Genomic DNA, 24,509 nt, shown 5'->3' with positions numbered 1-24,509 from the left:
GACCTAGTGAATAATTTGGTGTTTCAGATACCGGAAGAACAACCCGCGAGCTGTTCAGCGAGTCCTGTCCGTGACCCGCGACTGACATCAGGACGCCGAACCTGCGTTATCTGATCAACGCAGGTATGGGGAAACACCCTGCGTGCACCGCTCGGATCTGGCCTATCTCTAGGCTAGGGCTCTCCAAAGCGATACAAGCCCTGAATGAAGGTGGCGGCAAGCTACTTAACGCTTCCTTTGACGCATTTGCTCTCGGTGAGGCAATCATTGATGTTTGCACCCACACTGATGATCGCATCGAACTGCGATCTGCCGGCAATGTAACTGAAGTACACAACGACCTGTCCGCTTTCGCAGCTGCCTATCGTTTGCAAGCGCTGTGATTGCTAAAGCGAAGAATGACATTGTTTTTGATTTCAGTTTTCTATCTACGAAATCTTCGTCCGGACAGCTGGGCTGAAACTTAACAGAAGACAATTGAATAACGCGCTTAACCCATACCGGTTCATCGCCCAATGATGGACTTCTTTGCTATTTCCAAGGCCTTCCGTGCATTGTTCTCAGCGGTCTCTTCGGTCGGCGCAGCCGACTGGATTGTGAGCCTGTCTCCGGCTTCTACGACAAAAATATTCACCCCCTTGAGGCCACCTACATTCGGAAGGCGGATAAGTCGTCCAATTGCAGGGGACACATCGATCTTCTCAATCTTGAAACCGATTTTTTCGGAACTGACGTCCAACTCTTTGAGATAACCTTCGTCGGTTCTGTTTTCCTGTCCCTGCTCGTCGACATGACGATCGATAGCGATCATCAAATGCTGGTCATCATCTGTTCCGCAGCAGGACATCCGAAAGTTGGTCGGTTCTTCTGCATGATGCGCGAAGGCATCGAAAATTGACCAGAACTCTTGCTTGATGGGCGTGAGCTCGTGGATTTTGAAACCGTCGGCCCGCACAGGGACATTAATTCCGACAAGTGCAATCGCGATGACGACCGCTATAAACGTTCTATTTTTCATTCAGGGCACCATTACATCAACTTAAGCGCGACCAGGTTGAATCTGGATCGCTGAGATGGAAAATTAGTCAAAACTTGCGTCATGATAGCGTTCGTGCAGCAAAATCAATTCAGTCACAGTGGCCCGGCGCAGGACAGTTCGACACGGACATCTTTACCGGCAATCAAATTCTGATCCGATGCGAGGATCAGTGTTCTATCGCCTTCTCGTGCAAGCGAAATGATGCCTTGCTGCAGTTTCTGGCGTATGCCATTGACGTCCACGCTGGCGGTGTAATTTACCAATGCAGACATGCATCCACACACTCCGATAGACCGGTGCAAATTAAACCTCGCGTCGAAGGAAACAATGTTCGCCTGCCTCTTCACCTGCCCGGGCTTCAGATCGACGCAGGCCGATAGTCCGTTTTGCAAATCAATTTCGACGGCATCGCCGGAAGCTGCTTGTCCCGCGGAGATGGCGCAAAGGAACACAGCCACCAATGATCTGAATAGGGGCCTTCTTCTCAGTGCAAAAATCCTGATGACTTCGTCTGTTTCAGGAAGCTTTTGACCCGAACTACTAATCATTTTTCTTGTTGATCCGTTCGTCTTTGGCCTCATTTGTCGTCACCGGAGCAACCTGCTGTTTCACGGTGCCGATCAAACCGGTTTCCCGCCCCGCATCTTTTTCTGATTTCGGTCCGTCGCCATCTGCCAACGCACTTAAGAGTGCTCTGGTCTCATAATTTCCACCATGTGCATCTCCTGTAACCAACACTGTTTTGCCTCCATGGGACGCAGCGTCTCTTAGCGCCTCAAGCCGGTTGATTTCCATCATAAATTCCATGGCGTCGGCATCAGTCAGTGTCGTATCTGCTCGAAAGGCGGCAAGGGCTCTCGCATTGCCTTCTGCGATAATGCTGCGACTGGCTGCGATCCCCCGCGCCGTAATTGACATCGCAGCAGCAGAAGCTTCCGCACTCTTGGTCCGCTTTATTTTCTCAGCCTCTCCATCATTGTGTGCCGCTTCTAATCTGCGTTGAGACGCTAACACTTCGTTGAAGGCTGTAATCATCTCCGGTGTTGGCCGCGGGTCATCAATCAACACGGCACGGATCTCATAACCATATGCATTGATAGCTTCGTCCAGAGATTCACGGACAGTGCGCGTGAATTCGTCGCGATCAGTATAAAGTTGGTCGAATGTTCTCGCCGCAGCGACCGCGCGCGCATCTGTTGCGACGTAGGATTCGATCTGCTCTTCGGGATTATGCAACTCGTAAAAGGCCGCCTCTACCGCGGAAGGAATAACCCGATATTGCAGGCTGATCGGCATGGTAACAAAGGCATTGTCTTTGGATTTGACGCCAAGCTGAAGAGAGATCTGTTTCGTCTGCAAGGAAAACGGCGAGCGAGCGCGCTGAAATGGCCAAGGAAATTTGATCGACAGACCCGCTTTACGATAGCCAGTGTAACGGCCAAACGTTTCAAGAATTCTCACGTGCTGCTGGGGCGTCATGACAAAGAAGGTCTTAAGCCAACGCAGTCCCAGATATATCGCCAGAATGGCAATAATAACTGAAACAAGCGTGGTAATAATGGAACTGGAAAATTCGAACCCAAGCAAATTAAGCATTCCAACCCTTCTTAATTTCGACTCTCTATCTTCAGTTTGCTCACTGAAAGGCACAGTTCCTCATCGTTCAACGCAAAACATCATAATTGGCAGCAATTGCTATTTTAATCAAAGCTCTTTGACTGGCAAGTCGTTATGATATGTGTGTCATCGACACCTGCTTATGCGAAAAATGACTTTAATGACTGGCGAAAGCTGATCATTCCTACAGAATTGGACGCGACAGGCTGCGACATATATTGGATTTGGACAATTATGCTGGCGGCACGGATAACAATATGGGCGCGTCAAACTCTAGCCTGTTATAGGACACTGAACGACATGCCGCCCTGCCGATCAGTATCCTCGACATCCAGGGATAAGAGATCATGGGCATCGGAAGGTTTCAGTTCCACTTTCTGCGCATCCATCGCCGCAGCAATAGCCAGCTTATTCCCCCAGAGTTTTCCACGCATGGTCGTATCCGGACTGTCGGCAGGCTCCGCAATACTAAATTCAATCTGGCCGGCGACAACGCCGTCACATATCAAACTGCCCGATCCATTCAGGAAACTGACACTCAAGGATGCTCCTCCTCATAAGAACTGATACAGGTTATATGGCCAGCGGCTGTTTGGCTCAATGATCAATCGATCCGACGGCCGCGATACGGGGCAGTTGCGCGTCCACTGCGCATTCAATAGTCTCCATCGGCAAATCGAAGTCGCTCCATCTCAGAGGATCCATATGGCAATTGGTACAGTAAAATTTTTCAATCAGAACAAGGGTTTTGGCTTCATTACGCCGGACGATGGCGGCAGTGATGTTTTTGTGCATGTCTCCAGCTTGTTACAAGCAGGCGGATCACTCCGAGATGGCCAGAAAGTCAGCTATGAGATTGGTCAGGACCGTAAGACCGGCAAAGCCAAGGCAGAAAACGTTCGACCGATCTGAATCGGCATCACGCAGACTATTCGCCATGTCCATCGCTGCAATCTGGCGGCGATGGCTTTCGAGCGGGCGCCCTTCACTCATAGTCCGATTTCCATTAATCAGCGATTTTTAAAGCACGCTTTGCTGGAAAGCCAATTCAATGAACCTGAGACGGCCTTCTTCTTTTGCTGGCCATTCGCGATACCGCTTATCCTGATGAAAGCCCCGCGCCTGACGGTTCGAACGTCGGAAAAGGGAAAGCCAGTGCGACAAGCAAATCAACGCTAAACCGGACATGAGAATTAAGCCGAGCGCGAAAAATCCACTTAAAGCCCAAAATATGATGGGGTTAGCTAAATCGCGCCAAAGCCGTAATTACCTGTTTTACGGTGATCTGCCCAATCTGCTTTCCCTTTTCATTGGTAATTCCGATCCGGTCATGCTGTGCAAACAACGGCAAGACATCTTCGCACCGGGTATCCGCAGAAACAAAATGGTCGCAAGATTCATCGATAGATGGCGTCATGATTGCCCGGACATGGATTGCACGCGCCTTGTTCACATCGCGGACGAATTCCTCAATATGCTCATTGGCTGGTTTAAGTACAATCTCTTCAGGCTTCCCGACTTGCTGGACAGAACCATCTTTCAAGACCGCAATGCGATCACCGATCTTTAGAGCCTCATCAAAATCATGAGTTATAAACAAGATGGTCTTGTTCAGCGATTTTTGGAGACTGATCAGCTCATCCTGCATCCCTGATCGGATCAGTGGGTCAAGGGCGGAGAATGCTTCATCCATCAGGATAATGTCGGTATTCATTGCAAGCGCGCGAGCAAGTCCTACCCGTTGTTGCTGTCCGCCCGATAGCTGACGCGGTCTTGCATTTTGGTAGCCACCCAACCCAACCGTTTCAATCCACTTGTTTGCCTCTTCAAGCCTCTCCTGTTTACCGATGCCACGCACTTGCAGCCCATAAGCGACGTTATCGATCACTGACCTATGGGGCAAAAGACCAAACTTCTGAAACACCATGGTGACCGTTTTGCGCCGAAACCGCCTGAGTTCGTTCTGGTCCATCGAAAGGACATCATCGCCATTGACGAATATTTGCCCCGCAGTGGGATCTATCAGGCGGTTAACGTGACGTATAAGCGTCGATTTCCCAGAACCAGAAAGACCCATCACGACAAAAATCTGTCCCTTTGCAATATCAAGGGATACATCATCGAGACCTATCACATGCCCCGTCTCCGCATGCACCTCGATCTTTGATTTTCCTTCCTTCAGCAGTTTTAGGGCATTTTGTGGATCATCACCAAAAATCTTTGTTACACCCCTGATCCGGATCGCCATATCTGTTTCAGCTTCCTGGTTCATGGCTGCACCTCCCTCACTCCGATACTGGTCTGCAGCCGTCTCCCGAAAGCCTGGGTGATGCGATCGAATATGACCGCGAGGGCGACGATACCTAATCCCGCAAACAAACCTCGACTAATTTCAAGCCGCCCGATTCCCTGCAATACCTGGTAACCCAGGCCACCTGCGCCAATCATTGAGGCAATTACAACCATCGCCAACGCCATCATCGTTGTCTGGTTGACACCCGCCAGAATCGTCGGAAGAGACAACGGTATCTGGACACCAAAAAGTCGTTGCATGGGCGTTGTTCCAAATGCCCTGCTTGCCTCCATAACTGATGGGTCGACCGAACGCAGCCCGAGATCCGTCAGACGAGCAAGAGGTGGCGACGCATAAACAATTGTGGCAATTAGAGCTGGTATCTTGCCTGGCCCAAATATCATCACAGTAGGAATGAGGTAGACAAAACTCGGCAATGTCTGCATCAGATCGAGAACTGGCATGATAATCTGACGGACCAAAGCAGAACGCGACATCCAGATACCGACCGGTATCGAAATGACTATTGCGCTGATCGTCGCGGCAAGCATCAATGCGGTTGTGGCCATTGCGTCCCGCCAAAGATCCATAATGCCTAGAAAAAACAAGGAAACTAACACCACAAGTGGTAGCTGCCAACGTCGGGTAGCGAGCCAGGCGACACCTACCAGAATGATCATAATTACCCACCACGGGGTAAGAAGAAGAAGATTCTCGATCGCATTGAGCAAGAGCAATAGTGGGCGGGCGCCGGCTTCAAAGCTCTCCCCCCAATTAGCGACCACCCAGTTCAGGCCGTTATCTACAGCACGCCGCCAAGGGTTCGTATCGATTAGATCAGGAAACATCTACTTCAATCTGAATAATTATTCTATCAAAGGCTGGGGTCGTCCCGCAATGGAGATCCCAGCACTGGTTGGCCTCACGTACGGCACGCAGGGTTTAGTTGAGACTTGCCTCTACTTTTTCTGCCACGTCGGCGGGCACCCATTTTTTCCAAACATCAGGCTTGCTCTTCAGAAAATTGAGTGCCGTGGCTGCCGCGTCTGCCTTGTTTTCGTCGCCGAAAACCAAAAGCTCGCTGATCTGAGCATTCGTCAACCCAACCTTGGAGAAATAGTCAGCAAGAACCGGAGCCTCATCCTTTATCCAGGCAGCGGCACCGACGACCGCCGGGGACGAAGGGTAGGCCGTCACAGCCGGTGGGCTCGTGCAATCGGGATCAGTATTGCAAGCATAGACATCCGGTTTAGCTTCTCCAAGGTCAAGCTGTACCGTATCAAATTTACCGAGCACAGCGGTTGGTCCCCAGTAATAGAAAAGTATCGGCTCTTTACGCAGGAAAGCGCGAGCGATCGATGCATCAAGGGCACCGCCAGATCCCGCCGAAAACAGGTTCCATGTCTTCTCCATATCGAAGGCCTTAAAGAGCGCAGTGGTTGTAAGTTCACATGCCCAGCCCGGTGGGCAAGAATAAAGGCGACCCTTGCTGGAATCTTCTGGATCCGGGAACAGGTCAGGGCGAGCAATAACATCCTTCGCACTTTTCAATTCCGGATTAGCCTCCTGAACATAACGGGGAATGAACCAACCCTCCACGGTCCCGTCTGTAATGGCATTGCCCAGATCAACGACCTTGCCGTCTTGCAGGCCCTTGTCCCAATTGGTCTTGATAACACTGGTCCATAATTCCGGTGCTATTGCTGGCTTGCCGCGCGATAGCATAGATGAAGCTGTTGGCACGGTATCGCCGGTAACGACCTCCACTTTGCAACCGAACCCCTTCTCAAGGATAACGGCATGGATATGCGCCAAGGCTGCTGCCGATGGCCAGGTCATTTCTGCTATGTCGATGGTGCGATCTGTGTCGCATGCCGTGTCTGCCAGTGCTGGTCCTGAAAACACCGCTGCTGCCGCTAAAAATGCTCCCATTACCAAACATTTTCCGGTTACTGCCATCTGTACAAAATCTCCCTGACTGAAAATATCTCCAAAGTTGATAACGACTCATCCCCACATGGTCAACCGAATCAGACAGTCTATAAATAACAAATTCAATATAACATATGTCATTCTTAATTATTACTTTAATAAACGTTACTATTCAGTTACAGAAATTCTGTAATAGATCATTACTTTATCAAAACATATAATAATTTTAAAACTATTTGTAAATTACATACGTTTATCTTGATACTAATAAATATGCATCAATAGAATAATATTATTTCATAATAAATATTGATAAAAGTCAATAATCGATTGTAGATTACTGATTAAGCTATCCTCCCATTTTATGAAAATGTATTCAACGAAAGCCGCAAAATAGGTCGAAAATGCACATAAAATTGGATCCGAAGAATTCGATTAATCGCTTTCATCTATGTAAGCTAGAGGTTCAATTATGAATACAGAAACATCAGATTTAGAGCGCGTTTCGATCTGAATGAATCAGATCGGCGCTCTAAGCTTTTATATTTCAAGCATAATCTTATCGATCCTCGTTCACTCCGGTCGGATTATGCTCTAGCGTCCCCAGTGACTTTCTTTCCGACGATAACGCAGTATTTGAGGATAATTAAAGAACATTCCCCACCTGTTCTAAACGGTTACAAGTTAGCAATTATCACTTTGTAAGCAAGGTAACAGCGTACGCGTAGAATAATAACGGATTTGCCGAAATGGCGACCTTTGAATATAGTATAATACAGTTTTTTGAAAAGCGATAAACCTATATCAAAGTTAATCGACGAAACGTTTGCAACAGAACCACAAAGATGCCTGTACTTGCGCTACTCGGGGCAACTTGTCGGCTTCTTCATGAGAAGCATCATTCAAATCATCTCGCCGGAGGCGTCGAATGCATTTCAAAACGTTTTACAGACTTTCATTAGCCCTACCCATTATCGCACCATTTTCGATCATGATAACGGGACCAAACATGATCACGTCGTGGTTGGCGCTGTCTCTTATGTTCTCAGGCTTTGAATATTTGTTTTTTGCCGCGATAGCCTTTTATCTCATCGGACGCATTTCATCTGAAAAACAGTTAAAGCGCCTCTACTGGCTATCTCCGTTCATTTTCGTCGCGATTGCTGTTCCAAGTGCATATATCCAGTTTCTAATCGAGAAAATGACGAATCCAGATCTCAAGAGTGGTGGTTTGTTTATTCTTGTTGCCATATTTGGCGTTCTTTTCGGATACGGATACTGCTTCGTTGTTGAGATTCTTTACCAGATATTTATTAGGCTAGGATGGATCACCTCTTCAGAAGCTGAAGTGGTGTGAATGTGCGATCGCTTATCGCTGTGGTTTTGTTCGTTATTTGGCATTGATTATCAGTCATATGGCACCGGAAAGCGCCTGTGTATTTTGGTTATCTGCGCTCTGCATCGAATAGTTTTCAATTCAGTAACGCAATCACCGTTCCCACACAGAGGGAAAATGCTCCAAGGGACACTGCAGGAACGACCAGCGCTATGCGCCAATAACCTTTGGCTCCCAGAACGATGGCAAACACTTGTGCGATCAGTACCGTCGGTATGCCGAATTTGTAAGAGACCCCAAAAAGGGTAAGGGCCACATCACGTCTTGCCGGATCAGAAGGCCATTCTGCGAAACCCAACGACAGCGGTGACAAGTACCAAATCCCACTGAACACGACGGCGGCAAGCGTTGTCATGACGAGGAACACACTGGTTACCGAATCCCGAAAAAAGACCTGGAATGGCGGCAGTTTCATCTTACGCCGCATCTATGCCCACCTCCGTCGAGGCCGCAGCGGTCCACGATGTCGATGAAAACGGGCTTCATCGCTGGCGTCGAAGCGCCGGGCGAATTCTTCCACACTCACACCGAATGTGTCGGCATAGGATTCGAGGGTAAGCTTGCTCATCGCACCTGCTCCGCCTTCTGAAAAAATCTAGAAATACCTCCTCGATACCGGCAAGCGTGACCGCCGGCACCACGTTCGAATTTGAAGCCAAATATGGATCGTATCCTGCGTTCAATCAGGTTCATTGATGAAATCAGCTTATGAGAATGTGAAGATATTACCAATATAGCCGGTGATATGTTAAAACAAAACGAAATGTCTTTTTCATTTCTGACTATCAATATAGTGTCTTCTCGCCAGGCTCTCGAAAGCAAAGAAGATTACAATCAGAAAACACACGATAACGCCACAAGTTATCGCAGTTTTCGGCCAGCCATTGATCAACCCGCTCACGCCGAACGTCGTCGCTATAAAAATCGCCAGGAGAACAAATTTTCTGAGCATCGTCAGATCCTTTTCGGCGCAGTACTGAAAGTAAGTGGCAAAAGCTTTGACCTATGTTGGACCTGCGCAAGTCAACTGGACCTCGATTTCCCGATTGGCGGCCAGTCCAGGTTCGCTCGCGAGAACAAGAGACTTTGTTGCATTCTTATTGATCACGATGACGCCTTGCTGCAATACTTCTCGCGCACCTCCTATATTGACGCTGCTCATATAGGCTGCCCGCGCCGAGAAACATCCGCAGTCACCAATTGGCTTGGATAATTGAAAACTGGTTTTGACTGAAACGAGGTTCGTTTTTGTCTCAGTTTCTGAGGCTTTGACCGTCACGCATGCCGCCAGTTCATTTTGAAAGGCGACGCCGCCAGTATCTGCGGCGGTGACCGCATTGCAGAGCAATGCGGAAAGAACTGTGCCATAGATCAAACCTTGCATGGACGGCTCCTCGTTTATTGCGGTGGTAATTTTCTAATGCAGCTTAGAATATCAGTATCGCAAACGGGAACTTCGGACCGTGTTGCTGGCTCATCCAGCCACCGATGATACGCGCTACGAATCTCCACGTCCTTGTAGCTATAGATTTTCACCTTCTTGTCGATGCGGCTCGCTTCTAATGCACTCGGAGTTACAGCCATATGAAAGACCAGCTCATTGAACTGCCAGACTTTCCAGTCCTTTTGCCGCTCAATGACCCGTACATGATAATAAGGATCATCTGCTCGCTCCGGTCGTACTTTATAGACGTCGGCCCACCGCACCATTTTCGGTGAAACGGATAAGACGATGCTTTCCTGCTGTTCCTGGGCCAAAACTGGAGTGACAGCGAGAACGCCAAAAACTGCCAGAGAAACGAAGAGTCTCAATAGTTTCGACATTCATTTCCTTCCATCAATTGTCCCATCCTTCATTTTGAAACGGCCAATATTGCTTGATCTTCCAACATCTTGAATCGCGATCCATGACGAAATTGACTGGTCTCCAAAGTAAGATGGGGAACTGGAAAAAACAAACGCCAATTTCTGCCGAACGATGTTAATGGCATTCAACAATAATTCAGCACATATGGCTCGGCAAAGCAGATATCGACCTAGAATGATCGTCTGGCTCTTCGCACATTCTGGCCAATTTTGAGATGTGGCGAGTATTGAGTAAGCTAATCTGTATGAGTATTGATTCTCTTTCGCCAGATAGATCGGCGACCTTGTTATGGCAATCAGTTGTACCGATCACAGCAGCAGTCATCGTCGTTCTTGTCGCCTCGCAAATCCCCCTGCCTGGTATCGATACGTCTGTACTGGCCGAGCAGGCGATTTACTCTCCTAACGGAACGCTGGCGCGTTTCTCAATCTTCGCGCTTGGGGTCATGCCGCTCTTCACTGTGCTTGCCCATGTGGAAATTGCGAAACTGATCTTCCCTTCTTTGGCGCGTTGTCAGATTGCCTCTTCGGGAAATGCTTTTCGGATTAGCGTAGTCATCAAGTCCCTTGTCCTCCTTTTTACTGCCATCCAGGGATACGGCATGATGAGCGCGCTGGCGGCCATGGACCTCGTGGATCGATCTCCTGGAGCGACGAGTATCGGAATCGTGTCATTCGTCGGCACTACCGCAGTGTTGATCTGGCTAAACGACATGGCGCGCTTCCCCAATTTGGGCAATGGCGTCTGGTTGCTTCTGGCGATCCCGCTTCTCGGCGCGTTACCGCTTGATCTCATCACATCAATCGAACTGACGCGCTTTGGCGCGGTTTCCGCCATGGACTGGCTGATCGCCACCCCTGTCATCCTTCTGGCCGTTTGGATGATCGTTGTCGCCAACGCACTGTTATCAGGAAAGGGTGGTGAAGCAGCGCCAAAACTTTCGCTGGCGTTTCTGCTCTGGCCACCATTTCTCGCCAGTACCGTTGCCGGCTATCTGTTCATCGTCCCGCTGATCTTCGCCCCAAAATTGTTCTCTGATACGCCCTGGCTGCTGAACCTGGCGGCTCTGGCACTGTCCGCCATCCTCATCCCGCTTTTCGTCCACGGCTTTTATCGGCTCATTTCAATTACCCAGCCTGAGATGGCGTGTGGCGAATCCAGATCGATCCTAGTTGCGGTCGCCGGCGTTCAAATCCTGGTATGTATAGGAATGGGCATTCTGAGACAGGCTACATCTTTTTCGTTCATTCCCAGTGGCGGGATGCTGATCGTTTGCGTCACGGTCCTGCTGGCTTTCAGATCGCTGCTGGACGAATGCTCCGGGGTGGGCGCGTGACAGGTACCGCAAGGATCATACTGGGATTTGCTTTGTCACCTCTTGCATCGGGCGTACTGAACATGATCCTCATGGGAGGCTTTCACGGCTTCCCGATCATTATGTTCAGCTATCCACTCGCATTGATGTTCGGAATACCTGCATTCTTCGTTGCCCGATATCTTGGGTGGCTGAGCTTAAGGGCTGTGCTCCTTGGCGGTGCCGGACTTGGGCTATTCGTGTGCTGTGTGATGGTCGCGCTTGATGGCGGATATCACGGGCGCCCTTCGCCGATCATTCTTGGCTTTGCAGCGATGGCGGCTCACAGCGCCGTTGTCGCAGGGCTGTTCTGGTTCATCGCCTTGAGGTCGCGCAACGAGCATAAAGCTCCACCTTCAGCACCACAGAATTGATTGCAGAAATTTTTGCTACACATCGCCGCTCTCGGAAACTCAAATTTAGGAATGCCCAAAAACTATGAAGCACCCCTCCTCAACTGCTTGTCTGATTGCGATATTAGTAACGGCGAGCGCTCCGTCCTGGGCTGACACTGTTGAAACGTCTGTTCAGAACGCTTTTGATGCAATGACGTCTGCCCAAAGCGAAGAAGCATATTTTGCTGCAACGCGTAGCATTATTGCACTTGGCCCTAACGCGCTGCCGAGTCTGACAAAACGTCTAGCTGCAGCCAAGGACGACGATGAGCGTATTGAGGTCACCTATCTCCTTGCCGGAATTGTTGGTCCGATGAAATTCAAGCGAGAGCCGATCGAGTTGCCGCCCGAACTAGTCACTCTTATCGGAAGACTTCTCTTTGAAACGAGAAATCTGCAACTTGAAGCCAATCTTGCCAATTTCACCGTTGTAGCTCCTCATCCTGTTGAATTCGGTCCGGGATTACTCGCCCTGCTGGAGCGAACGGAAAACGAAGCCTTGCGAGCCACCACTTCGGCAGCAATCGTCTATCAGGGGGAAGAGGTTTTACCTCTTGTACGCAACGCATTCTACGCCAGTACCAATGACAGGTTCAGTGGAGATCTGGCACATTTGCTCGCCGATACGGACCTCAGTGAACGGTCTATTGCCAAAATGCGGGACTTGCTTAAATCCGACAATGCTGGCGCACGTCAGTCGGCTGCGCGAACGCTCGGGAAGGCGGGCTTAAAAAATGACGCTCTGCTGGAATCTGCCTTGAAAGATCTCGCCTCCGCCCGAACAGAAGTCGAATTGAGTCTCGCTGCCGGTAAAGTCAGGAAACAGACCGACGGCAGCGATCGCGTCGCCAGTGCGCTTGCGGATGCATTCAACCGGGCGCATAGGATTGAGGAGAGAGCCGAACTTGTATCTGCACTGCGGGCCACCGGCGAGCCCGGTGAGAAACAGTTATTTGCCGCTTTGCAGGCTTCCAACAATCCGGAAGAGATAACTGATATAATGAGGCTTACGAACAGTAGCTTTCACAATGATCCACGGTTGTCCTCCGCCTATATAGCCATCCTGAAGAGAACCGATGATGAAAAGGTAAGCGAGGCCGCAATCTTTGGTCTCGTGATGATGCGAAAGTCCGGGCAAGAAGCCATAGATGCGACGTTGAACGAGACATCGGCCGATGATCGGTTACACCGAAGGCTCACAAAGGCAGCAAGATCTTTTCCCTCGGTTATAACTTCAGACTGATGGTAGTCGAGGATTTGGCCTGTCACCTCTTGAATCGGGTGTGCTGCAAATTATTCTTATTGGCGGGTTTCGTGCCTTTCCGGTCATCATGTTCAGCTATCCGCTTATCCTTGGCTTCACCGCATTGGCTGCGCATGGCGCAGCCAATGCAGGGCTATTCTGGTTTATCGCCTTGTGGCGAAGCGCCGTCCGGTTAGTTCGTCAAATATCCCTGTCCTCATGTCGGCATTGCAATGGGTGAGAATGCCTGCAAAGGCAGTGACTGCACCTAACCACCAAAATATCTGAAGTGGGGCACCCAGCAAATAGAGCGGAGCTTGGCTCAGTGCGACCTTGAATAGAGAGTCGATGACATGAAACCGGCCGGTGTTGACTACCCAGAGCCGGGTCACGGAGTGATGCAATGCGTGGAAGCGCCAGAAGAACAGCCGCTCGTGCGCGATACGATGCGACCAATACAGGCCGAACTCTGCAATGATTACGGCCAATGCAACCTGTAGCACGCAAGGCAATGTGGTCGGCCAGAAGCTAAACTGAAGCGTAGCGAGCGGCTGCAGAAAGCTGGCAGCTATCATAGGAAACAGCGTCGCAGCAAGTGCAGCGACTTGAACAAGTCCCTTGGTCAACAACGTATGAGCGATATCATTCCAGATCTCACCATCCGCCTCAAGCCAGCGTCCTTCATACGGAATAATGCGTTCCATAATAAACAACACAGCGACGGCGGCAGCATACACTACGGTGAACAATACCATAGGGTGATCGCTGTCGAAGGCGAACTTGGCACCAACCAGCCCGGAAAAGAACACCAATGGCCAGCCGTAATATCGCAGAGCCCATCTGAATAGCTCGAAGTTCAACATTACTTTGAAGCTCCTGTCTGGGCGAACTTTTAATCGTTCCGGGCACGATTGGTACAGCGGGATGTAACCTTTCACAGTTAAGCATAAGTCTGCAACCCCTGTTCCACCGGGAACACATTAAGAAGATATGAACCGCTGGCCTCCTCTATCGAGAGATGATCTGATTGCCAGTCAAGATCGACATTATTGAAGGCTTTTCGTTTAGCTCAGGCATGGAGTCAAATCGTCGATAGGCTCAAAATACTGAGGAAATCGACGCTATTCCAACTTGATGAAACCTATTGCACAACCAATTCTAATCTTGTCAAAGACTTACTAAAGACTGTTCGTTGGTGGGAAAAGCGGTCAACGCATCGCGAAACTCCGCATGAATATATATGTATCAACGACTAAGCTTGTCCTTCAAACGGTGCCAGGTATGAATGCGATTGGCCAATTGCGTGGCAACCGGGTGAAATGGAACGGGCTGCATGTTGGTTATAGGCAGGGGCATGTTTTCGTCGTTAGTGCGGTCCATCGCCCATCGTCCAATCTCCTGCCCTAAGGACATGGACAATGCGACGCCTCGCCCGGAATAAACGCCACCGAATACCAATCCCGGTGCAAGCCGGTACAATCGTGGCCTGCGATCGGGAACCACAGCAAAAGTTCCGTGCCAATACTCGGTCATTTTTGGGGAATCTTTGAACGCTGAAAATGCGTTCTTCAGTGTTTGGGCAACCTTATCGCGGCCCCGTTCCGCTTCATTATGCCAAAAACTATGAGTCCCACCGCTGACGAGACGATTATCGCAGTCATAATGGAAATAACGCAGGTCGTTGCGCATATCGGACACGGCAGGATTGCCGACCATTATATGTGCGCGGAGTTCTTCAGGCAGGGGTTCGGTAGCCGCCTGGAAAACCTTGAACGGAATGAGCGTCTGTTGCAGGCCGGGCCATAATTTATCCGTCAACGCATTCGTTGCAAGGACAACCCGTGAAGCAAAGATCGACCCCTTACTCGTTTTGACCCGCCATCCACTACCGCTTTTTTCCAGAGAAAGAGCCTTCGAGTTTTCGAAGACCCTAACCCCTTCTTTTTCAAGCGCCTGCGCCAATCCGATCGTCATGGCAAACGGGTTGATATGGCCGGAATTGCGAACGATCCAGCCCCCCAGATAAGGGCTGCCAATCCGGGCCGATACCTCTGCACGATCCATCCATTGGACATCGGCACCCAGCGCCTTCCATTCGTCATGGAACTGGCGTGCACGTCGCAAGGTCGCATCATTATGCGCCGGCTGAATCCAGCCGTTCCGCACCTGGTGCGCATCAATGCCAAATCGTTGCATCAATCCGAATGCGACATCGGCGGATTGGGCAACCATATGGTTAAACTTCCCGCCGATCTTTTTGCCATATATTGCTTCAAATTCGCTCGGCGAGGCTTTGGAATGGTGGGAAATCACCAGACCGTGGTTGCGGCCCGACGCTGACGAGCCGATTTCATTGCCTTCCAGTAGAATGACGTCCGCGCCGCAATCGCGAGCCCCCAGCGCGGCGGCCATGCCGGTAAAGCCACCGCCAACCACCAGAACATCCGTATGGTGCTCTCCATACAATTCCGGCGCAGCAATGCGTTTTGCCGTCGTTTTGCGCCAAAGATGCGGCGTTTTCCAATCGACTTCAAACATGGAGGTTTTCCTCTGATGCGCCACCGAGATAGTGCTCGCTCAAGTCGGAGTGATCGACCATTTCCTTTGCCGGGCCGTGCAATCTGACGCGACCTGTGTTCAAAAGATATGCATAATCCCCACATTCGAGCGCCAGTTGAACGTTCTGCTCCACTAACAGGATTGAAATACCTGTCTGAGAGAGGTCGAGAATGATGCGAAAAATCTGATGAATGATCTTCGGCGCCAGCCCCAGAGATGGTTCATCCAACATAAGTAGTTTGGGCTCGGACATCAGCGCGCGTCCGATAGCCAGCATTTGCTGCTGACCGCCGGACATACGGCTTGCCATGCCGTTGCGACGCTCCTTGAGGACCGGGAACAGATCGAAGACTTCCTGACGGAGGGTATCGAAGCTCTTCCCCATCCGGCCGATATGCGCCGCAACCAGGTTTTCTTCCACGGTGAGACGCTGGAAAATCTGGCGGCCTTCCGGACAATGAGTCAATCCCATGCGGACAACCTGCTCCGGCCTGGCACCGGTGATATCCTTGCCGTCGAAGAAAATCTTGCCGGCGGTCGCCTGTGCCACGCCTGAAATCGAATTCAGCAACGTGGTCTTGCCAGCGCCATTCGGTCCGAGGATAACTACGATTTCCTGAGGATCAACCTCCAGATCGACGCCCTCAAGAACGCCGACGCGCCCGTATCCCGAGCTTAGCCCGGCGATCTTCAGCAGCGGTGCGGATTTCGTCGATGTCATTGTCTGTCCCCAGATAGGCGAGTTGAACGTCAGGATTTGCCTGAACCTGTGCAGGCGTTCCCTGGAAAAGTAGTTTGCCGTGATGCATGACCACGATGTTGTCGCAAACCGTCATGACGAGATCCATGTCATGTTCGACGACAATCATGATCCGATCCGGAGAACGAAGTGCAGCCAGCTGCCTGGTCAACTCAGCAGTCTCGTGATGGTTTAAGCCCGCCGCCGGTTCGTCCAGCAAGAGCACACGCGGGTTCATGACCAGCGCACGCGCAATTTCCAGCATTCGCTGCCTGCCGTAAGATAAACTTCCGGCTTCCGAATTAGCATAGCCCTGCAGGTTGAAGAACTCGAGGATTTCCATGCAGATGGCACGACGACGCGCTTTTTCAGCACGGCTGAAAGGTGGCCAGACGACCTCCTTCCAGGTGTTTTTTACATCCTGCGGATAGAAACATACTTCCAGATTTTCCACTGCTGTCATTTGATCGAACAGTCGAATGTTTTGGTACGTGCGTGCCACGCCCGCATTGGCAATCTGATATTTCTTAAGGTTCTCGAGGTGTCTTCCATCCAGTGTGATCGAGCCGGACGATACCTCGTAGGAACCGGCGGTCATGTTGATCAGCGTCGATTTTCCGGCACCGTTGGGACCGATGATACCGTGGATCAGGCCGGGCACGAACTGCGTGGTGACATCGTCCGTTGCAACGACTTCACCATACTGCTTCCGCAGATTATTGAAGGCGAGCGTCATTTTCCGAGTAGCCTCCTGAATAGTTTATCCGGACCAAAAGTACGCGGCACGATACCTGCTGGACGAATGATGATGAGCGTGATCATGAGCAGACCGAGAAACAGAATTCTCCATTCCGCAAATTCGCGCAAAACCTCGGGCAGAATGATCAAGATCGTCGCGCCAGCAATAATTCCGAGGATATTTCCGATACCGCCAATAACGATCATCAGGACAATAAGCACCGATTCCTGGAGCGTGAAGCTTTCGGGACTGACAAAGCGTTGTGACGCTGCAAAGATGACCCCTGCAATGGACCCAATTGACGCTGAGGTTGCAAAGGCTGCCAGTTTGGCATTTGTGGTGTTGATACCGATACCACGAGCGGCATCCTGATCTTCACGCACTGCCGACCAGGCCTTGCCCAGAATGGATTGCTCCAGCCGCCAGACAACAATCGCCACGACCAGAACCGTCACCAACAACAGCCAGTATATCTGGGCCGGTTTGCTGAAATCAAATCCGAAGATTTGGAGCTTATCCAGACGTGCAATCCCCTGAGGGCCACCCGTGAGCCAATCGACATTGTTGATAACGATACGAATAATCTCGCCGAAGCCGAGCGTGACGATTGCCAGATAGTCACCCCGTAACTTGAGAACCGGTATACCCAGCAGAATGCCGGTCATCGCGCCGAGGAAGACGGCTATCAACAGAATTGTAAAGAAGGAGAAATGCAGGTCAAACTGGGGGCTGGCAAGGAGCCCGTATGTATACGCACCGACCGCATAGAAGGCGACAAAGCCCAGGTCGAGCAAACCCGCATATCCGATCACAATGTTCAGACCAATTCCCAACAGGATGTAGATCAACAATCCATTGACGACACGGATATAGTAATTGGGCAAAAATGGTGTCGCTATTATAAGAGCGACAACGGCAGCGAGCACAAGGAATGCCGTCAGGCGACCTTTGGCCTTTTCTTTTGTTACTGAAGCAGCAGCGATCGACATCAGAATTCCCTCTTATAGACCATGCTTTCTTCGGACACCGTTTCACCAAGAATACCCGCTGGCTTCACGAGCAAGACGAGAATGAGGATCGCGAAAGACAGAACGTCACGATATTCGGTGCCAAGCGTGCCACCTGTCACGATTGGTAGCAGGGACACACCCGCCACTTCGATGAAAGCGAGAATATAAGCACCGAGCATGGCACCCGGTATGGAACCGATCCCTCCCAGAATTGCGGCCGTGAATGCCTTGAGGCCAATCACCGCCCCCATTGTCGGCGACATGATGCCATAATAGCTCGCGTAAAGAATCCCACCGGCAGCACCGAGCAAAGGCCCAAAGAAAAAGACCATGGAAATGGCGAGATTGACATTGATGCCGAGCAAGCGCGCCGTGCCCCGGTTTTCAGCAACCGCGCGAACGATGACGCCAATACGGCTGCGGTTCACAATCAGATGCAATCCGTACATGAGAATGAACGATGCAATGAGAATGCCGACCTGCATCGCGGTAATTGTGGCTCCAAGCACTTCAAAGCGGATTGATGGGAAAAAGCTCGGGAAGCCGATCGGCTGGGGGCCGGCCAGAATCTGAATAGCCGTGACGAGCGAGAGCGACACGCCAAGCGAGGAGAGCATCGGCGCCAGGCGGGACGAGTTGCGCAGCGGCTTGTACGCCACTTTTTCAATTCCCACACCGATGAGGCCAACTGTGATGATAGCCAGAAAGAAGACAATCGTCAGCGCAATCGTACCTGCGCCTGCAACCTGGCCCACAATGAGCGTCAGCCCGAAGAACGCGGCATAGGCTCCCAGCATGAACATTTCAGCGTGGGAGAAATTGATCATTCGCAAAACACCGTACACCATGGTGTAACCGAGTGCGATCAAGGCATAAAGCGAACCGATAGTCAAAGCGTTGACTGTTTGTTGGATGAATGTTCCAAGCATGGGGGGTCCTGCTCGAAGGGTTCAGCGTCAATGCGGCTGAACGGGGAGAAGAGTGCCTGCCCGGACTTGAGAGCACAGGCGCACGATGGCCTCACTTGCCGACATAATGTCGACAAGTGAGCTTGCGTTTCTCAGTTCGATCCCTTGAGGGTAAAGCCCTTGCCTTCAACCTGGTAGACATAGGATGGAGCAACTTTAAGCTCGCCAATGTCATCGAACTCCAGTTCGCCGACAACAGTTTTCACCTTGACGCCATGGAGTGCCGAATTCATTTCTTCACGGCTGAAGCCCTTCGTCGTCTTAATGACTTCTTCCAGAATTTGCCCCTGAACGTAACCGTAGATCGAGTAAGGGCCTGCTTCTTCGCCAAACTTTTCCTTATAGGCCTTGGCGAATTCCGCGATCTCAGGTGAAGCATCCATCGGCGGGACCTGGATCGCCATGACCACGCCCTGAACATTGGCTTCTCCGGCCTGATTGATGAAATCCGGCGTATAACCGCCATCCGGGACGATGAGCTGCGACTTGACGCCCTGTTCATGCATTTGCTTGGCGAAAAGCGAGAGCTGCGGCATCACCGCACCAATGAAGATGACGTCGGGATTGCTCGCCTTGATTTTCGCAAGAACTGCGGTGAAATCAACGTCCGCCGGTGCTACGGTGAGTGAATCGACAATCTTGCCGCCACCCTTTTTAAAATTATCTGCGAAAATTTCCGACACACCCTGACCGAAAACCTGCTTGTCGCTTACGACAAGTGCAGTTTTTGCGCCCAGTTTGTTTAAGGCATATTCAGCGGGAAGACGCGCATTTGTCAGATCGTTGCCGACCGGACGCACCATGAACTTGTAGTCCATATGGGTCAGCGCCGGATTCGACGCGAATGTCATGTTTGGCAGTTCGCAATCTTCGTAAATGGGAAGCGTCGACTGGGCTACGCCGGAATTAAAGTTCACGAGTGCGATATTGACCTTATCATTATCGCAAAACTTCTGAGCGACCAGTGTGGCTTCACGCGGGTCCGCTTTGTCGTCCTGCTGATCAATACTGATCGTTGACCCGTTGACACCGCCCGCAGCATTAAGCTTCTCGACATAGAGCTTGAAGCCGTTATGCCAGGTCGCTCCAAAATAGGCCTGTGGACCCGACAACGGAGCTGCAATACCGATCGTGACTTCACCAGCGAAAGCTGGAGCGCCTATCAGGGAGGCACCGAGACAAATTGCCAGAACAGATTTCATATTATTCCCCTAGATGTTTTTTTTCGAAAGACTGGAAGGCTTAAGGAAGCAGAGATTTTGTTGCACGTCAAGAAAGTGTCTACACTATTGCGTTCATTTTTTTGTTTGCCGGCCTCTCCGTTCAGATGCAACGTATCATTCGTCGGAAGCGTCGTTCGCTCTCGGCGTTCCTCTCTGTAAAGACCCATAATTTCAATATATTATGGCATACGCGTAGAGATTTTCACCCGTCCCGACCGTTCAACCGTTCTGCTTCAATATCGTCTCGGCTGAAATGAAGCCCCACGTCAGATTAGGCCCCAATGTCGTGCCGGCCCCCACCGCGCGGGTACCGATCGGATTCGCCATTGCCAATCCTGCTGCGTAGAGGCCAGGAATGATGGAACCGTCTTTCCGCACGACTTGCCCGAATTCGTTCGTTCGAGGGCCGCCTTTGGTGCCAATGATCGAGCGGTTCATCGACACACCGATATAAGGCGCCTTGTCGATCGGTTTCAGCCGGATAGAACCATCCTTGTCGCCACCGTCCTTCTTGTGTTCCCAATAGTTTTCACCGCGATGGAAATCATCGTCGCGTCCCTTCGCGCAGAAATCATTCCAGCGTTCAATCGTCCGGCGGAGTTCTGCCGCAGGCAGCCCCAGCTTTGCGGCAAGCTCTTCGATAGTATCGGCTTTCTTGATCCAGTCCGGTTCGTAAGAAGCATACCAGCGGAAAGGAAACGACGTGCGCAGGAAACGATGATCGCCGATCATGTAACATGGCAGATGAACCGGAGAACCATCGTCATTGCGTAAATCGATGGCTTCACCGCTGTTGAAATGCGCTTCACTCACAAAACGCTTTCCATAGCGGTTCACAACAATCGAGTGTGGTTCGTACAGAAAATTGATCGGAAGCCCATAGTGTTTGCCTTCGTATCGGGTCGGCAGACAGGCATAGACATTGGCTTGCTCCATGTGATCCATATGCGCACCGACCGTCGCGGCCATTTTCTGGCCGTCCCCCTCGTTACCGGATGGCGTACCAATACGATCAAATGGGCCGGAAAAGTATTTTTCCCGCATCTCCTTGTCCCATTCGAAACCGCCTGAAGCGATGATAACACCACGACGAGCAGAAACGGTTTCACGTTTGCCATGACTGTCGACTTCTACGCCGGTGATACGCCCGGTATCATCCTGTACGAGGCCAACTGCGCGCGTTGCAAGCCGGAACTCAACGCCATTATCCAGACAGCCCTTTAACAAACCCGTCATCAATGCCGTACCCTGAGCACCTGCATTGTTAAGCCACCGCCAGAGAAGCTTCGGCCACATCTTGAGGCCCGCGCGAAAGGGGGTATGGTACAGATCGAGAGTGACGTTTTCCTGATATGTGAAGCTGTGAGGCAGGGTAGACCGGCGAATGTGCTTGGCATATTTGCCGAGAAGCCGGCGACTCAATGGACGCGGAGACATCATGCGTCCATATTTTTTCCCGCCCGGCGCTTCGACATAGGGATCTGGCTCATCAATAAGCCGAAAATCGATAAGCGTATTCTCCGTGATGAATTTCAGCATTGCCGGAGCATTCCTGACAAAGGCCGCGTGGCGCGCATCTTCCTTGTCGCCCCAGTCGGCGGGCTGGACGGCACGCAGGTAGGCCAGCGCTTCCTCCTGACTGTCCGCCACACCTTCAGCCGCCGCTATGTGGTTCGCCGGAATCCACACGCCAGAACCGGACATGGCTGACGTACCGCCAAGTTTGGGGGTCTTTTCTATCGCCAGAACTTTAAGACCACCCTTGGCGGCTCGCAAAGCGGCGGAACAGGCCGCCGATCCCGTGCCAATGACAATGACATCGTAGTTCTTCATAGCAATCCCCTGCTTTCGTATGTCAGTTATAAACCAAGAAAATTTTATCTGTCTACTATTGTGTCTACACTTTTTGCAGATTACCATTTGTTCCTATAATACCCAGGCAAACCAATCGGGAATTGAGTGATGGAAGACAGTATCCAATCTGCATCGGCACCCATCGGGGTCTATGTTTCAAATCCGCAGGATCGCGAAAGCTATTGGCAACCGGTACCGGCGAACGGGTATGTCAGCGTCGCGCTGGCTCCCCACCTTGTAGACATGGAAAACCCTTTTGGAATGGGCACTCAATCCCTTGCACCGGGTGGGTATGTTCGGGAACACACGCACGAAGAGCATGAGGAAGCCGTTTTCGTTATCGAGGGCAAAGGACGCACGGTCATCGCCGGCAAGGAATACGAACTGGGGCCGGACAGCGCCGTCTTCATTCCAAAATCAACACGACATATGTTTATCAACGATGGCGAAGCGCCCATGCGTTGGGTCTGGCTGATTGTTCCAAACGGTCTGGAACATTTCTTCCGCATGATCGGTAAACCGCGCAAGCCCGGTGATCGCGTCCCGTCCAATTTCCCACGTCCTGAAAACGTGCTGGAAATCGAGCGCCAGACCGTGTTCGGCGCAGATCTTGACGACAAGTTCGATCCGGTAAACCAAAGCAAGTCATAAAGACATGGCACAGCAGTTTCAGTCAGGGCCGATTTCATCGGAATTCTCGCAATCGTTTACAATCGGCCTTATCGGATTCGGAGCGATTGCACGCGAACTTCTAAATAATTTTGCACATGAAGGGGTGGCATGGGTCGTCTATACCCGCGCATCGAGCCGCGTTCACGATGCCGCCCAGAACATCACATTTGTTCACCACCTCCATGAACTCATCAATTCCAAACCCTGTGTCGTGATTGAAGCTGCTGGCCAAACCGCTCTGACCGATTATGTGCCCGTAATTTTCGAAGCGGGCATTCCCGTCATTGCGGCCTCGGTCGGCGCCCTTGCCGATGAAAAATTTCTCCTCACGCTCACGCAAGCCCACCGCAACACCGCAGCGTCGCTGATATTTCCGTCAGGCGCTGTCGGCGGACTGGATTACCTGTCGGCAATTGCACCGCTTGAGGACGCCCGCATCCGCTATACGTCCAGAAAGCCGCCAGCGGCATGGAAGGCCGAGCTGCAGGAAAGAGAACTTGTTTGCGAGACCGATCCGGTGGTACTCTTCGAGGGCTCTCCGGCGGAAGCGGCGCGTCTTTATCCGCAAAACCTCAATGCAGCCCTCGCCCTTTCTCTGGCGATACGACCACGTGCACTGGCCGTTCGCGTTCTGGCCGATCCGAAGGCAAAGGGCAATACGCATGAAATCGAAGCGGAGAGCGCCGCAGGCACCGCGTTCATGCGTTTTGAAAACGTACCATCGCCGTTCAATCCAAAAACATCGGCGATAACCGCGCTAAGCCTCGCATCTACATTGCGTAAGTTCCTGCACCTGGATGGAATGAGCTGATGCCATATTACATTGCCCAAGACGGATGTCGCATTCACTACCGGTTGTTCGGTCAAAATGGCCCTTCCATTGTCCTTATCCCGGGTCTGGGCGGCGATGGCCGGTTCTGGAATGGCGTCGTTAAGCGACTGGAAGACAATTTTCAGTTGATCGTACCGGACCACCGGGGCGCCGGGCAAAGCGACCGGCCAGATAAACCATACTCAATACCGCTTATTGCAAGTGACATCGCCGGTATCCTACGTGAACTCGACCGGCCCGTTCACATCGTCGGTCACTCGACAGGTGGCGCAGTTACGCAGGTCATTGCGCTTGATCACCCTGAGGTGGGCCTAAGCTATACGATCAGCAGCTCTTGGGCTCAATCAGACGAACGATTTCAAATGCTCTTTAATGCCCGTGCGGAATTATTGGATGCGGGTCTGGCAGAGACATACCAGCGCTTGACCTATATATTTGGGCACACCACCGAGTGGATTGCCCAAAACCGAGATATATGCAGCACGGGAATCGCCGAGGCCCGACAAAGTCTTGCACCTTTTCCGGTAACAGCAGCGCGTATTCGCATGCTGCTCGACCATGATCGGCTGGCGGACCTACCCAATATCCGGCGGCCCGTGCAGGTCATATCCTCGACGGACGATATTCTGACGCCTCCGGCCCTTTCGGAAAAGATTGCAACTGCCATACCGGATGCGACCTTGATTTGCGTGCCAGGAGCGCATTTTCATCCGCTCGCTAATCCAGATAAATTTGCGTCTGTCATTCGACAGTTCATATCCCGAACGGTTAGATAAA

The 24,509-nt window shown here is 51.3% G+C and carries 26 protein-coding genes and 1 pseudogene; 9 read left to right on the top strand and 18 right to left on the bottom strand.

Features of this window, described 5'->3' with window-relative positions; translation table 11 throughout:
• Window positions 1–505: 505 nt before the first annotated feature.
• The 4 genes from FHW03_RS24440 to FHW03_RS24425 form a co-directional block, all read right to left on the bottom strand.
• On the bottom strand, window positions 506–1,018 hold the full coding sequence (locus FHW03_RS24440; protein WP_078340274.1) for a hypothetical protein: 513 nt from the start codon (window positions 1,016–1,018) through the stop codon (window positions 506–508).
• Between the two features lie 113 nt (window positions 1,019–1,131).
• Window positions 1,132–1,587 (bottom strand): DUF2195 family protein, encoded by a 456-nt coding sequence (locus FHW03_RS24435; protein ID WP_182523029.1) that lies wholly within the window; start codon window positions 1,585–1,587, stop codon window positions 1,132–1,134.
• Window positions 1,580–2,635 carry an SPFH domain-containing protein gene (locus FHW03_RS24430; RefSeq protein WP_182523028.1) on the bottom strand — a complete coding sequence of 352 codons (1,056 nt, stop codon included), beginning with the start codon at window positions 2,633–2,635 and terminating at the stop codon, window positions 1,580–1,582. Before FHW03_RS24430 ends, FHW03_RS24435 begins: the two co-directional genes overlap by 8 nt.
• A 302-nt stretch (window positions 2,636–2,937) precedes the next feature.
• Window positions 2,938–3,198, bottom strand: coding sequence for a hypothetical protein (locus FHW03_RS24425; RefSeq protein ID WP_182523027.1), 261 nt, complete (start codon window positions 3,196–3,198; stop codon window positions 2,938–2,940).
• Window positions 3,199–3,361: 163 nt separating this feature from the next.
• Between FHW03_RS24425 and FHW03_RS24420 the strand changes: the two genes are divergently transcribed.
• Window positions 3,362–3,568: a cold-shock protein gene (locus FHW03_RS24420; protein WP_182523026.1), complete on the top strand. Its 207-nt coding sequence runs from the start codon at window positions 3,362–3,364 to the stop codon at window positions 3,566–3,568.
• A 328-nt stretch (window positions 3,569–3,896) separates the two neighbouring features.
• Here the strand turns inward: FHW03_RS24420 and FHW03_RS24415 are convergent, their stop codons facing one another.
• The 3 genes from FHW03_RS24415 to FHW03_RS24405 all read right to left on the bottom strand — a co-directional run bounded on the left by FHW03_RS24415 (window position 3,897) and on the right by FHW03_RS24405 (window position 6,908).
• Window positions 3,897–4,928 carry a glycine betaine/L-proline ABC transporter ATP-binding protein gene (locus FHW03_RS24415; protein ID WP_377515675.1) on the bottom strand — a complete coding sequence of 344 codons (1,032 nt, stop codon included), beginning with the start codon at window positions 4,926–4,928 and terminating at the stop codon, window positions 3,897–3,899.
• Window positions 4,925–5,797 (bottom strand): proline/glycine betaine ABC transporter permease, encoded by an 873-nt coding sequence (locus FHW03_RS24410; protein WP_182523025.1) that lies wholly within the window; start codon window positions 5,795–5,797, stop codon window positions 4,925–4,927. Before FHW03_RS24410 ends, FHW03_RS24415 begins: the two co-directional genes overlap by 4 nt.
• A gap of 94 nt (window positions 5,798–5,891) precedes the next feature.
• On the bottom strand, window positions 5,892–6,908 hold the full coding sequence (locus FHW03_RS24405) for a glycine betaine ABC transporter substrate-binding protein (protein ID WP_377515673.1): 1,017 nt from the start codon (window positions 6,906–6,908) through the stop codon (window positions 5,892–5,894).
• Between the two features lie 901 nt (window positions 6,909–7,809).
• Between FHW03_RS24405 and FHW03_RS24400 the strand changes: the two genes are divergently transcribed.
• Entirely contained in the window at window positions 7,810–8,238 is a 429-nt protein-coding gene (locus FHW03_RS24400) for a hypothetical protein (protein ID WP_182523024.1), read from the top strand.
• Window positions 8,239–8,353: 115 nt separating this feature from the next.
• On the opposite strand, the gene FHW03_RS24395 is transcribed toward FHW03_RS24400, so the two are convergent.
• A complete protein-coding gene (locus FHW03_RS24395; RefSeq protein ID WP_182523023.1) occupies window positions 8,354–8,704 on the bottom strand; it encodes a hypothetical protein in 351 nt (116 codons plus the stop codon).
• 36 nt (window positions 8,705–8,740) lie between these two features.
• Here FHW03_RS24395 and FHW03_RS26175 point away from each other — a divergent pair, with 36 nt between their 5' ends.
• A complete protein-coding gene (locus FHW03_RS26175; RefSeq protein WP_377515670.1) occupies window positions 8,741–8,866 on the top strand; it encodes a hypothetical protein in 126 nt (41 codons plus the stop codon).
• A 414-nt stretch (window positions 8,867–9,280) separates the two neighbouring features.
• Here the strand turns inward: FHW03_RS26175 and FHW03_RS24390 are convergent, their stop codons facing one another.
• Window positions 9,281–9,661 (bottom strand): DUF2195 family protein, encoded by a 381-nt coding sequence (locus FHW03_RS24390; RefSeq protein ID WP_182523022.1) that lies wholly within the window; start codon window positions 9,659–9,661, stop codon window positions 9,281–9,283.
• 14 nt (window positions 9,662–9,675) lie between these two features.
• Entirely contained in the window at window positions 9,676–10,101 is a 426-nt protein-coding gene (locus FHW03_RS24385) for a DUF5086 domain-containing protein (RefSeq protein WP_182523021.1), read from the bottom strand.
• Window positions 10,102–10,388: 287 nt separating this feature from the next.
• On the opposite strand from FHW03_RS24385, the gene FHW03_RS24380 reads away from it, so the two are divergent.
• The 3 genes from FHW03_RS24380 (at window position 10,389) to FHW03_RS24370 (ending at window position 13,136) form a co-directional block, all read left to right on the top strand.
• Window positions 10,389–11,480: a preprotein translocase subunit SecY gene (locus FHW03_RS24380; protein WP_377515668.1), complete on the top strand. Its 1,092-nt coding sequence runs from the start codon at window positions 10,389–10,391 to the stop codon at window positions 11,478–11,480.
• Complete coding sequence (locus tag FHW03_RS24375) at window positions 11,477–11,872, top strand: hypothetical protein (protein WP_377515666.1); 396 nt, start codon at window positions 11,477–11,479, stop codon at window positions 11,870–11,872. The genes FHW03_RS24380 and FHW03_RS24375 overlap by 4 nt, the downstream gene beginning before the upstream one ends.
• Window positions 11,873–11,936: 64 nt before the next feature.
• Window positions 11,937–13,136, top strand: a complete 1,200-nt coding sequence (locus FHW03_RS24370) for a hypothetical protein (protein ID WP_182523018.1) — start codon at window positions 11,937–11,939, stop codon at window positions 13,134–13,136.
• Window positions 13,137–13,336: 200 nt separating this feature from the next.
• Here FHW03_RS24370 and FHW03_RS24365 read toward each other — a convergent pair.
• The 8 genes and pseudogenes from FHW03_RS24365 to FHW03_RS24330 all read right to left on the bottom strand — a co-directional run.
• A pseudogene (locus tag FHW03_RS24365) lies at window positions 13,337–13,999 on the bottom strand (sterol desaturase family protein); the annotation flags it as partial.
• A gap of 382 nt (window positions 14,000–14,381) precedes the next feature.
• Window positions 14,382–15,572 carry an FAD-dependent oxidoreductase gene (locus FHW03_RS24360; RefSeq protein ID WP_182523016.1) on the bottom strand — a complete coding sequence of 397 codons (1,191 nt, stop codon included), beginning with the start codon at window positions 15,570–15,572 and terminating at the stop codon, window positions 14,382–14,384.
• A 94-nt stretch (window positions 15,573–15,666) separates the two neighbouring features.
• Entirely contained in the window at window positions 15,667–16,416 is a 750-nt protein-coding gene (locus tag FHW03_RS24355) for an ABC transporter ATP-binding protein (protein ID WP_182523015.1), read from the bottom strand.
• Window positions 16,340–17,170: an ABC transporter ATP-binding protein gene (locus FHW03_RS24350; RefSeq protein WP_182523014.1), complete on the bottom strand. Its 831-nt coding sequence runs from the start codon at window positions 17,168–17,170 to the stop codon at window positions 16,340–16,342. Before FHW03_RS24350 ends, FHW03_RS24355 begins: the two co-directional genes overlap by 77 nt.
• Window positions 17,167–18,162: a branched-chain amino acid ABC transporter permease gene (locus FHW03_RS24345; protein WP_182523013.1), complete on the bottom strand. Its 996-nt coding sequence runs from the start codon at window positions 18,160–18,162 to the stop codon at window positions 17,167–17,169. Before FHW03_RS24345 ends, FHW03_RS24350 begins: the two co-directional genes overlap by 4 nt.
• On the bottom strand, window positions 18,162–19,112 hold the full coding sequence (locus FHW03_RS24340) for a branched-chain amino acid ABC transporter permease (RefSeq protein ID WP_182523012.1): 951 nt from the start codon (window positions 19,110–19,112) through the stop codon (window positions 18,162–18,164). The genes FHW03_RS24345 and FHW03_RS24340 overlap by 1 nt, the downstream gene beginning before the upstream one ends.
• Before the next feature lie 131 nt (window positions 19,113–19,243).
• Window positions 19,244–20,353 carry a branched-chain amino acid ABC transporter substrate-binding protein gene (locus FHW03_RS24335; protein WP_182523011.1) on the bottom strand — a complete coding sequence of 370 codons (1,110 nt, stop codon included), beginning with the start codon at window positions 20,351–20,353 and terminating at the stop codon, window positions 19,244–19,246.
• A 240-nt stretch (window positions 20,354–20,593) separates the two neighbouring features.
• Window positions 20,594–22,207: an FAD-dependent oxidoreductase gene (locus FHW03_RS24330; RefSeq protein ID WP_210277414.1), complete on the bottom strand. Its 1,614-nt coding sequence runs from the start codon at window positions 22,205–22,207 to the stop codon at window positions 20,594–20,596.
• Between the two features lie 129 nt (window positions 22,208–22,336).
• On the opposite strand from FHW03_RS24330, the gene FHW03_RS24325 reads away from it, so the two are divergent.
• Genes FHW03_RS24325 through FHW03_RS24315 form a run of 3 tightly spaced genes read left to right on the top strand, consistent with a single transcriptional unit; the run spans window position 22,337 to window position 24,508 of the window.
• A complete protein-coding gene (locus FHW03_RS24325; RefSeq protein WP_182523010.1) occupies window positions 22,337–22,879 on the top strand; it encodes a cupin domain-containing protein in 543 nt (180 codons plus the stop codon).
• Window positions 22,880–22,883: 4 nt separating this feature from the next.
• A complete protein-coding gene (locus FHW03_RS24320; RefSeq protein WP_182523009.1) occupies window positions 22,884–23,711 on the top strand; it encodes an aspartate dehydrogenase in 828 nt (275 codons plus the stop codon).
• Entirely contained in the window at window positions 23,711–24,508 is a 798-nt protein-coding gene (locus FHW03_RS24315; protein ID WP_182523008.1) for an alpha/beta fold hydrolase, read from the top strand. The genes FHW03_RS24320 and FHW03_RS24315 overlap by 1 nt, the downstream gene beginning before the upstream one ends.
• Window position 24,509: the final 1 nt, after the last annotated feature.

It is taken from the genome of Ochrobactrum sp. RH2CCR150 (assembly GCA_014138095.1).
Classification (GTDB): domain Bacteria; phylum Pseudomonadota; class Alphaproteobacteria; order Rhizobiales; family Rhizobiaceae; genus Brucella; species Brucella gambitense.
The sequence above is the reverse complement of the archived record's forward strand: the minus strand, read 5'-3'. Positions and strand labels throughout refer to the sequence as shown.

Coding starts and splice junctions, on each gene's coding strand:
- FHW03_RS24440 (WP_078340274.1), bottom strand. CDS start 1,018: ATGAAAAATAGAACGTTTATAGCGGTCGTCATCGCGATTGCACTTGTC.
- FHW03_RS24435 (WP_182523029.1), bottom strand. CDS start 1,587: ATGATTAGTAGTTCGGGTCAAAAGCTTCCTGAAACAGACGAAGTCATC.
- FHW03_RS24430 (WP_182523028.1), bottom strand. CDS start 2,635: ATGCTTAATTTGCTTGGGTTCGAATTTTCCAGTTCCATTATTACCACG.
- FHW03_RS24420 (WP_182523026.1), top strand. CDS start 3,362: ATGGCAATTGGTACAGTAAAATTTTTCAATCAGAACAAGGGTTTTGGC.
- FHW03_RS24415 (WP_377515675.1), bottom strand. CDS start 4,928: ATGAACCAGGAAGCTGAAACAGATATGGCGATCCGGATCAGGGGTGTA.
- FHW03_RS24410 (WP_182523025.1), bottom strand. CDS start 5,797: ATGTTTCCTGATCTAATCGATACGAACCCTTGGCGGCGTGCTGTAGAT.
- FHW03_RS24405 (WP_377515673.1), bottom strand. CDS start 6,908: ATGGCAGTAACCGGAAAATGTTTGGTAATGGGAGCATTTTTAGCGGCA.
- FHW03_RS24400 (WP_182523024.1), top strand. CDS start 7,810: ATGCATTTCAAAACGTTTTACAGACTTTCATTAGCCCTACCCATTATC.
- FHW03_RS24395 (WP_182523023.1), bottom strand. CDS start 8,704: ATGCGGCGTAAGATGAAACTGCCGCCATTCCAGGTCTTTTTTCGGGAT.
- FHW03_RS26175 (WP_377515670.1), top strand. CDS start 8,741: ATGTCGATGAAAACGGGCTTCATCGCTGGCGTCGAAGCGCCGGGCGAA.
- FHW03_RS24390 (WP_182523022.1), bottom strand. CDS start 9,661: ATGCAAGGTTTGATCTATGGCACAGTTCTTTCCGCATTGCTCTGCAAT.
- FHW03_RS24385 (WP_182523021.1), bottom strand. CDS start 10,101: ATGTCGAAACTATTGAGACTCTTCGTTTCTCTGGCAGTTTTTGGCGTT.
- FHW03_RS24380 (WP_377515668.1), top strand. CDS start 10,389: ATGAGTATTGATTCTCTTTCGCCAGATAGATCGGCGACCTTGTTATGG.
- FHW03_RS24370 (WP_182523018.1), top strand. CDS start 11,937: ATGAAGCACCCCTCCTCAACTGCTTGTCTGATTGCGATATTAGTAACG.
- FHW03_RS24355 (WP_182523015.1), bottom strand. CDS start 16,416: ATGACATCGACGAAATCCGCACCGCTGCTGAAGATCGCCGGGCTAAGC.
- FHW03_RS24350 (WP_182523014.1), bottom strand. CDS start 17,170: ATGACGCTCGCCTTCAATAATCTGCGGAAGCAGTATGGTGAAGTCGTT.
- FHW03_RS24345 (WP_182523013.1), bottom strand. CDS start 18,162: ATGTCGATCGCTGCTGCTTCAGTAACAAAAGAAAAGGCCAAAGGTCGC.
- FHW03_RS24340 (WP_182523012.1), bottom strand. CDS start 19,112: ATGCTTGGAACATTCATCCAACAAACAGTCAACGCTTTGACTATCGGT.
- FHW03_RS24335 (WP_182523011.1), bottom strand. CDS start 20,353: ATGAAATCTGTTCTGGCAATTTGTCTCGGTGCCTCCCTGATAGGCGCT.
- FHW03_RS24330 (WP_210277414.1), bottom strand. CDS start 22,207: ATGAAGAACTACGATGTCATTGTCATTGGCACGGGATCGGCGGCCTGT.
- FHW03_RS24325 (WP_182523010.1), top strand. CDS start 22,337: ATGGAAGACAGTATCCAATCTGCATCGGCACCCATCGGGGTCTATGTT.
- FHW03_RS24320 (WP_182523009.1), top strand. CDS start 22,884: ATGGCACAGCAGTTTCAGTCAGGGCCGATTTCATCGGAATTCTCGCAA.
- FHW03_RS24315 (WP_182523008.1), top strand. CDS start 23,711: ATGCCATATTACATTGCCCAAGACGGATGTCGCATTCACTACCGGTTG.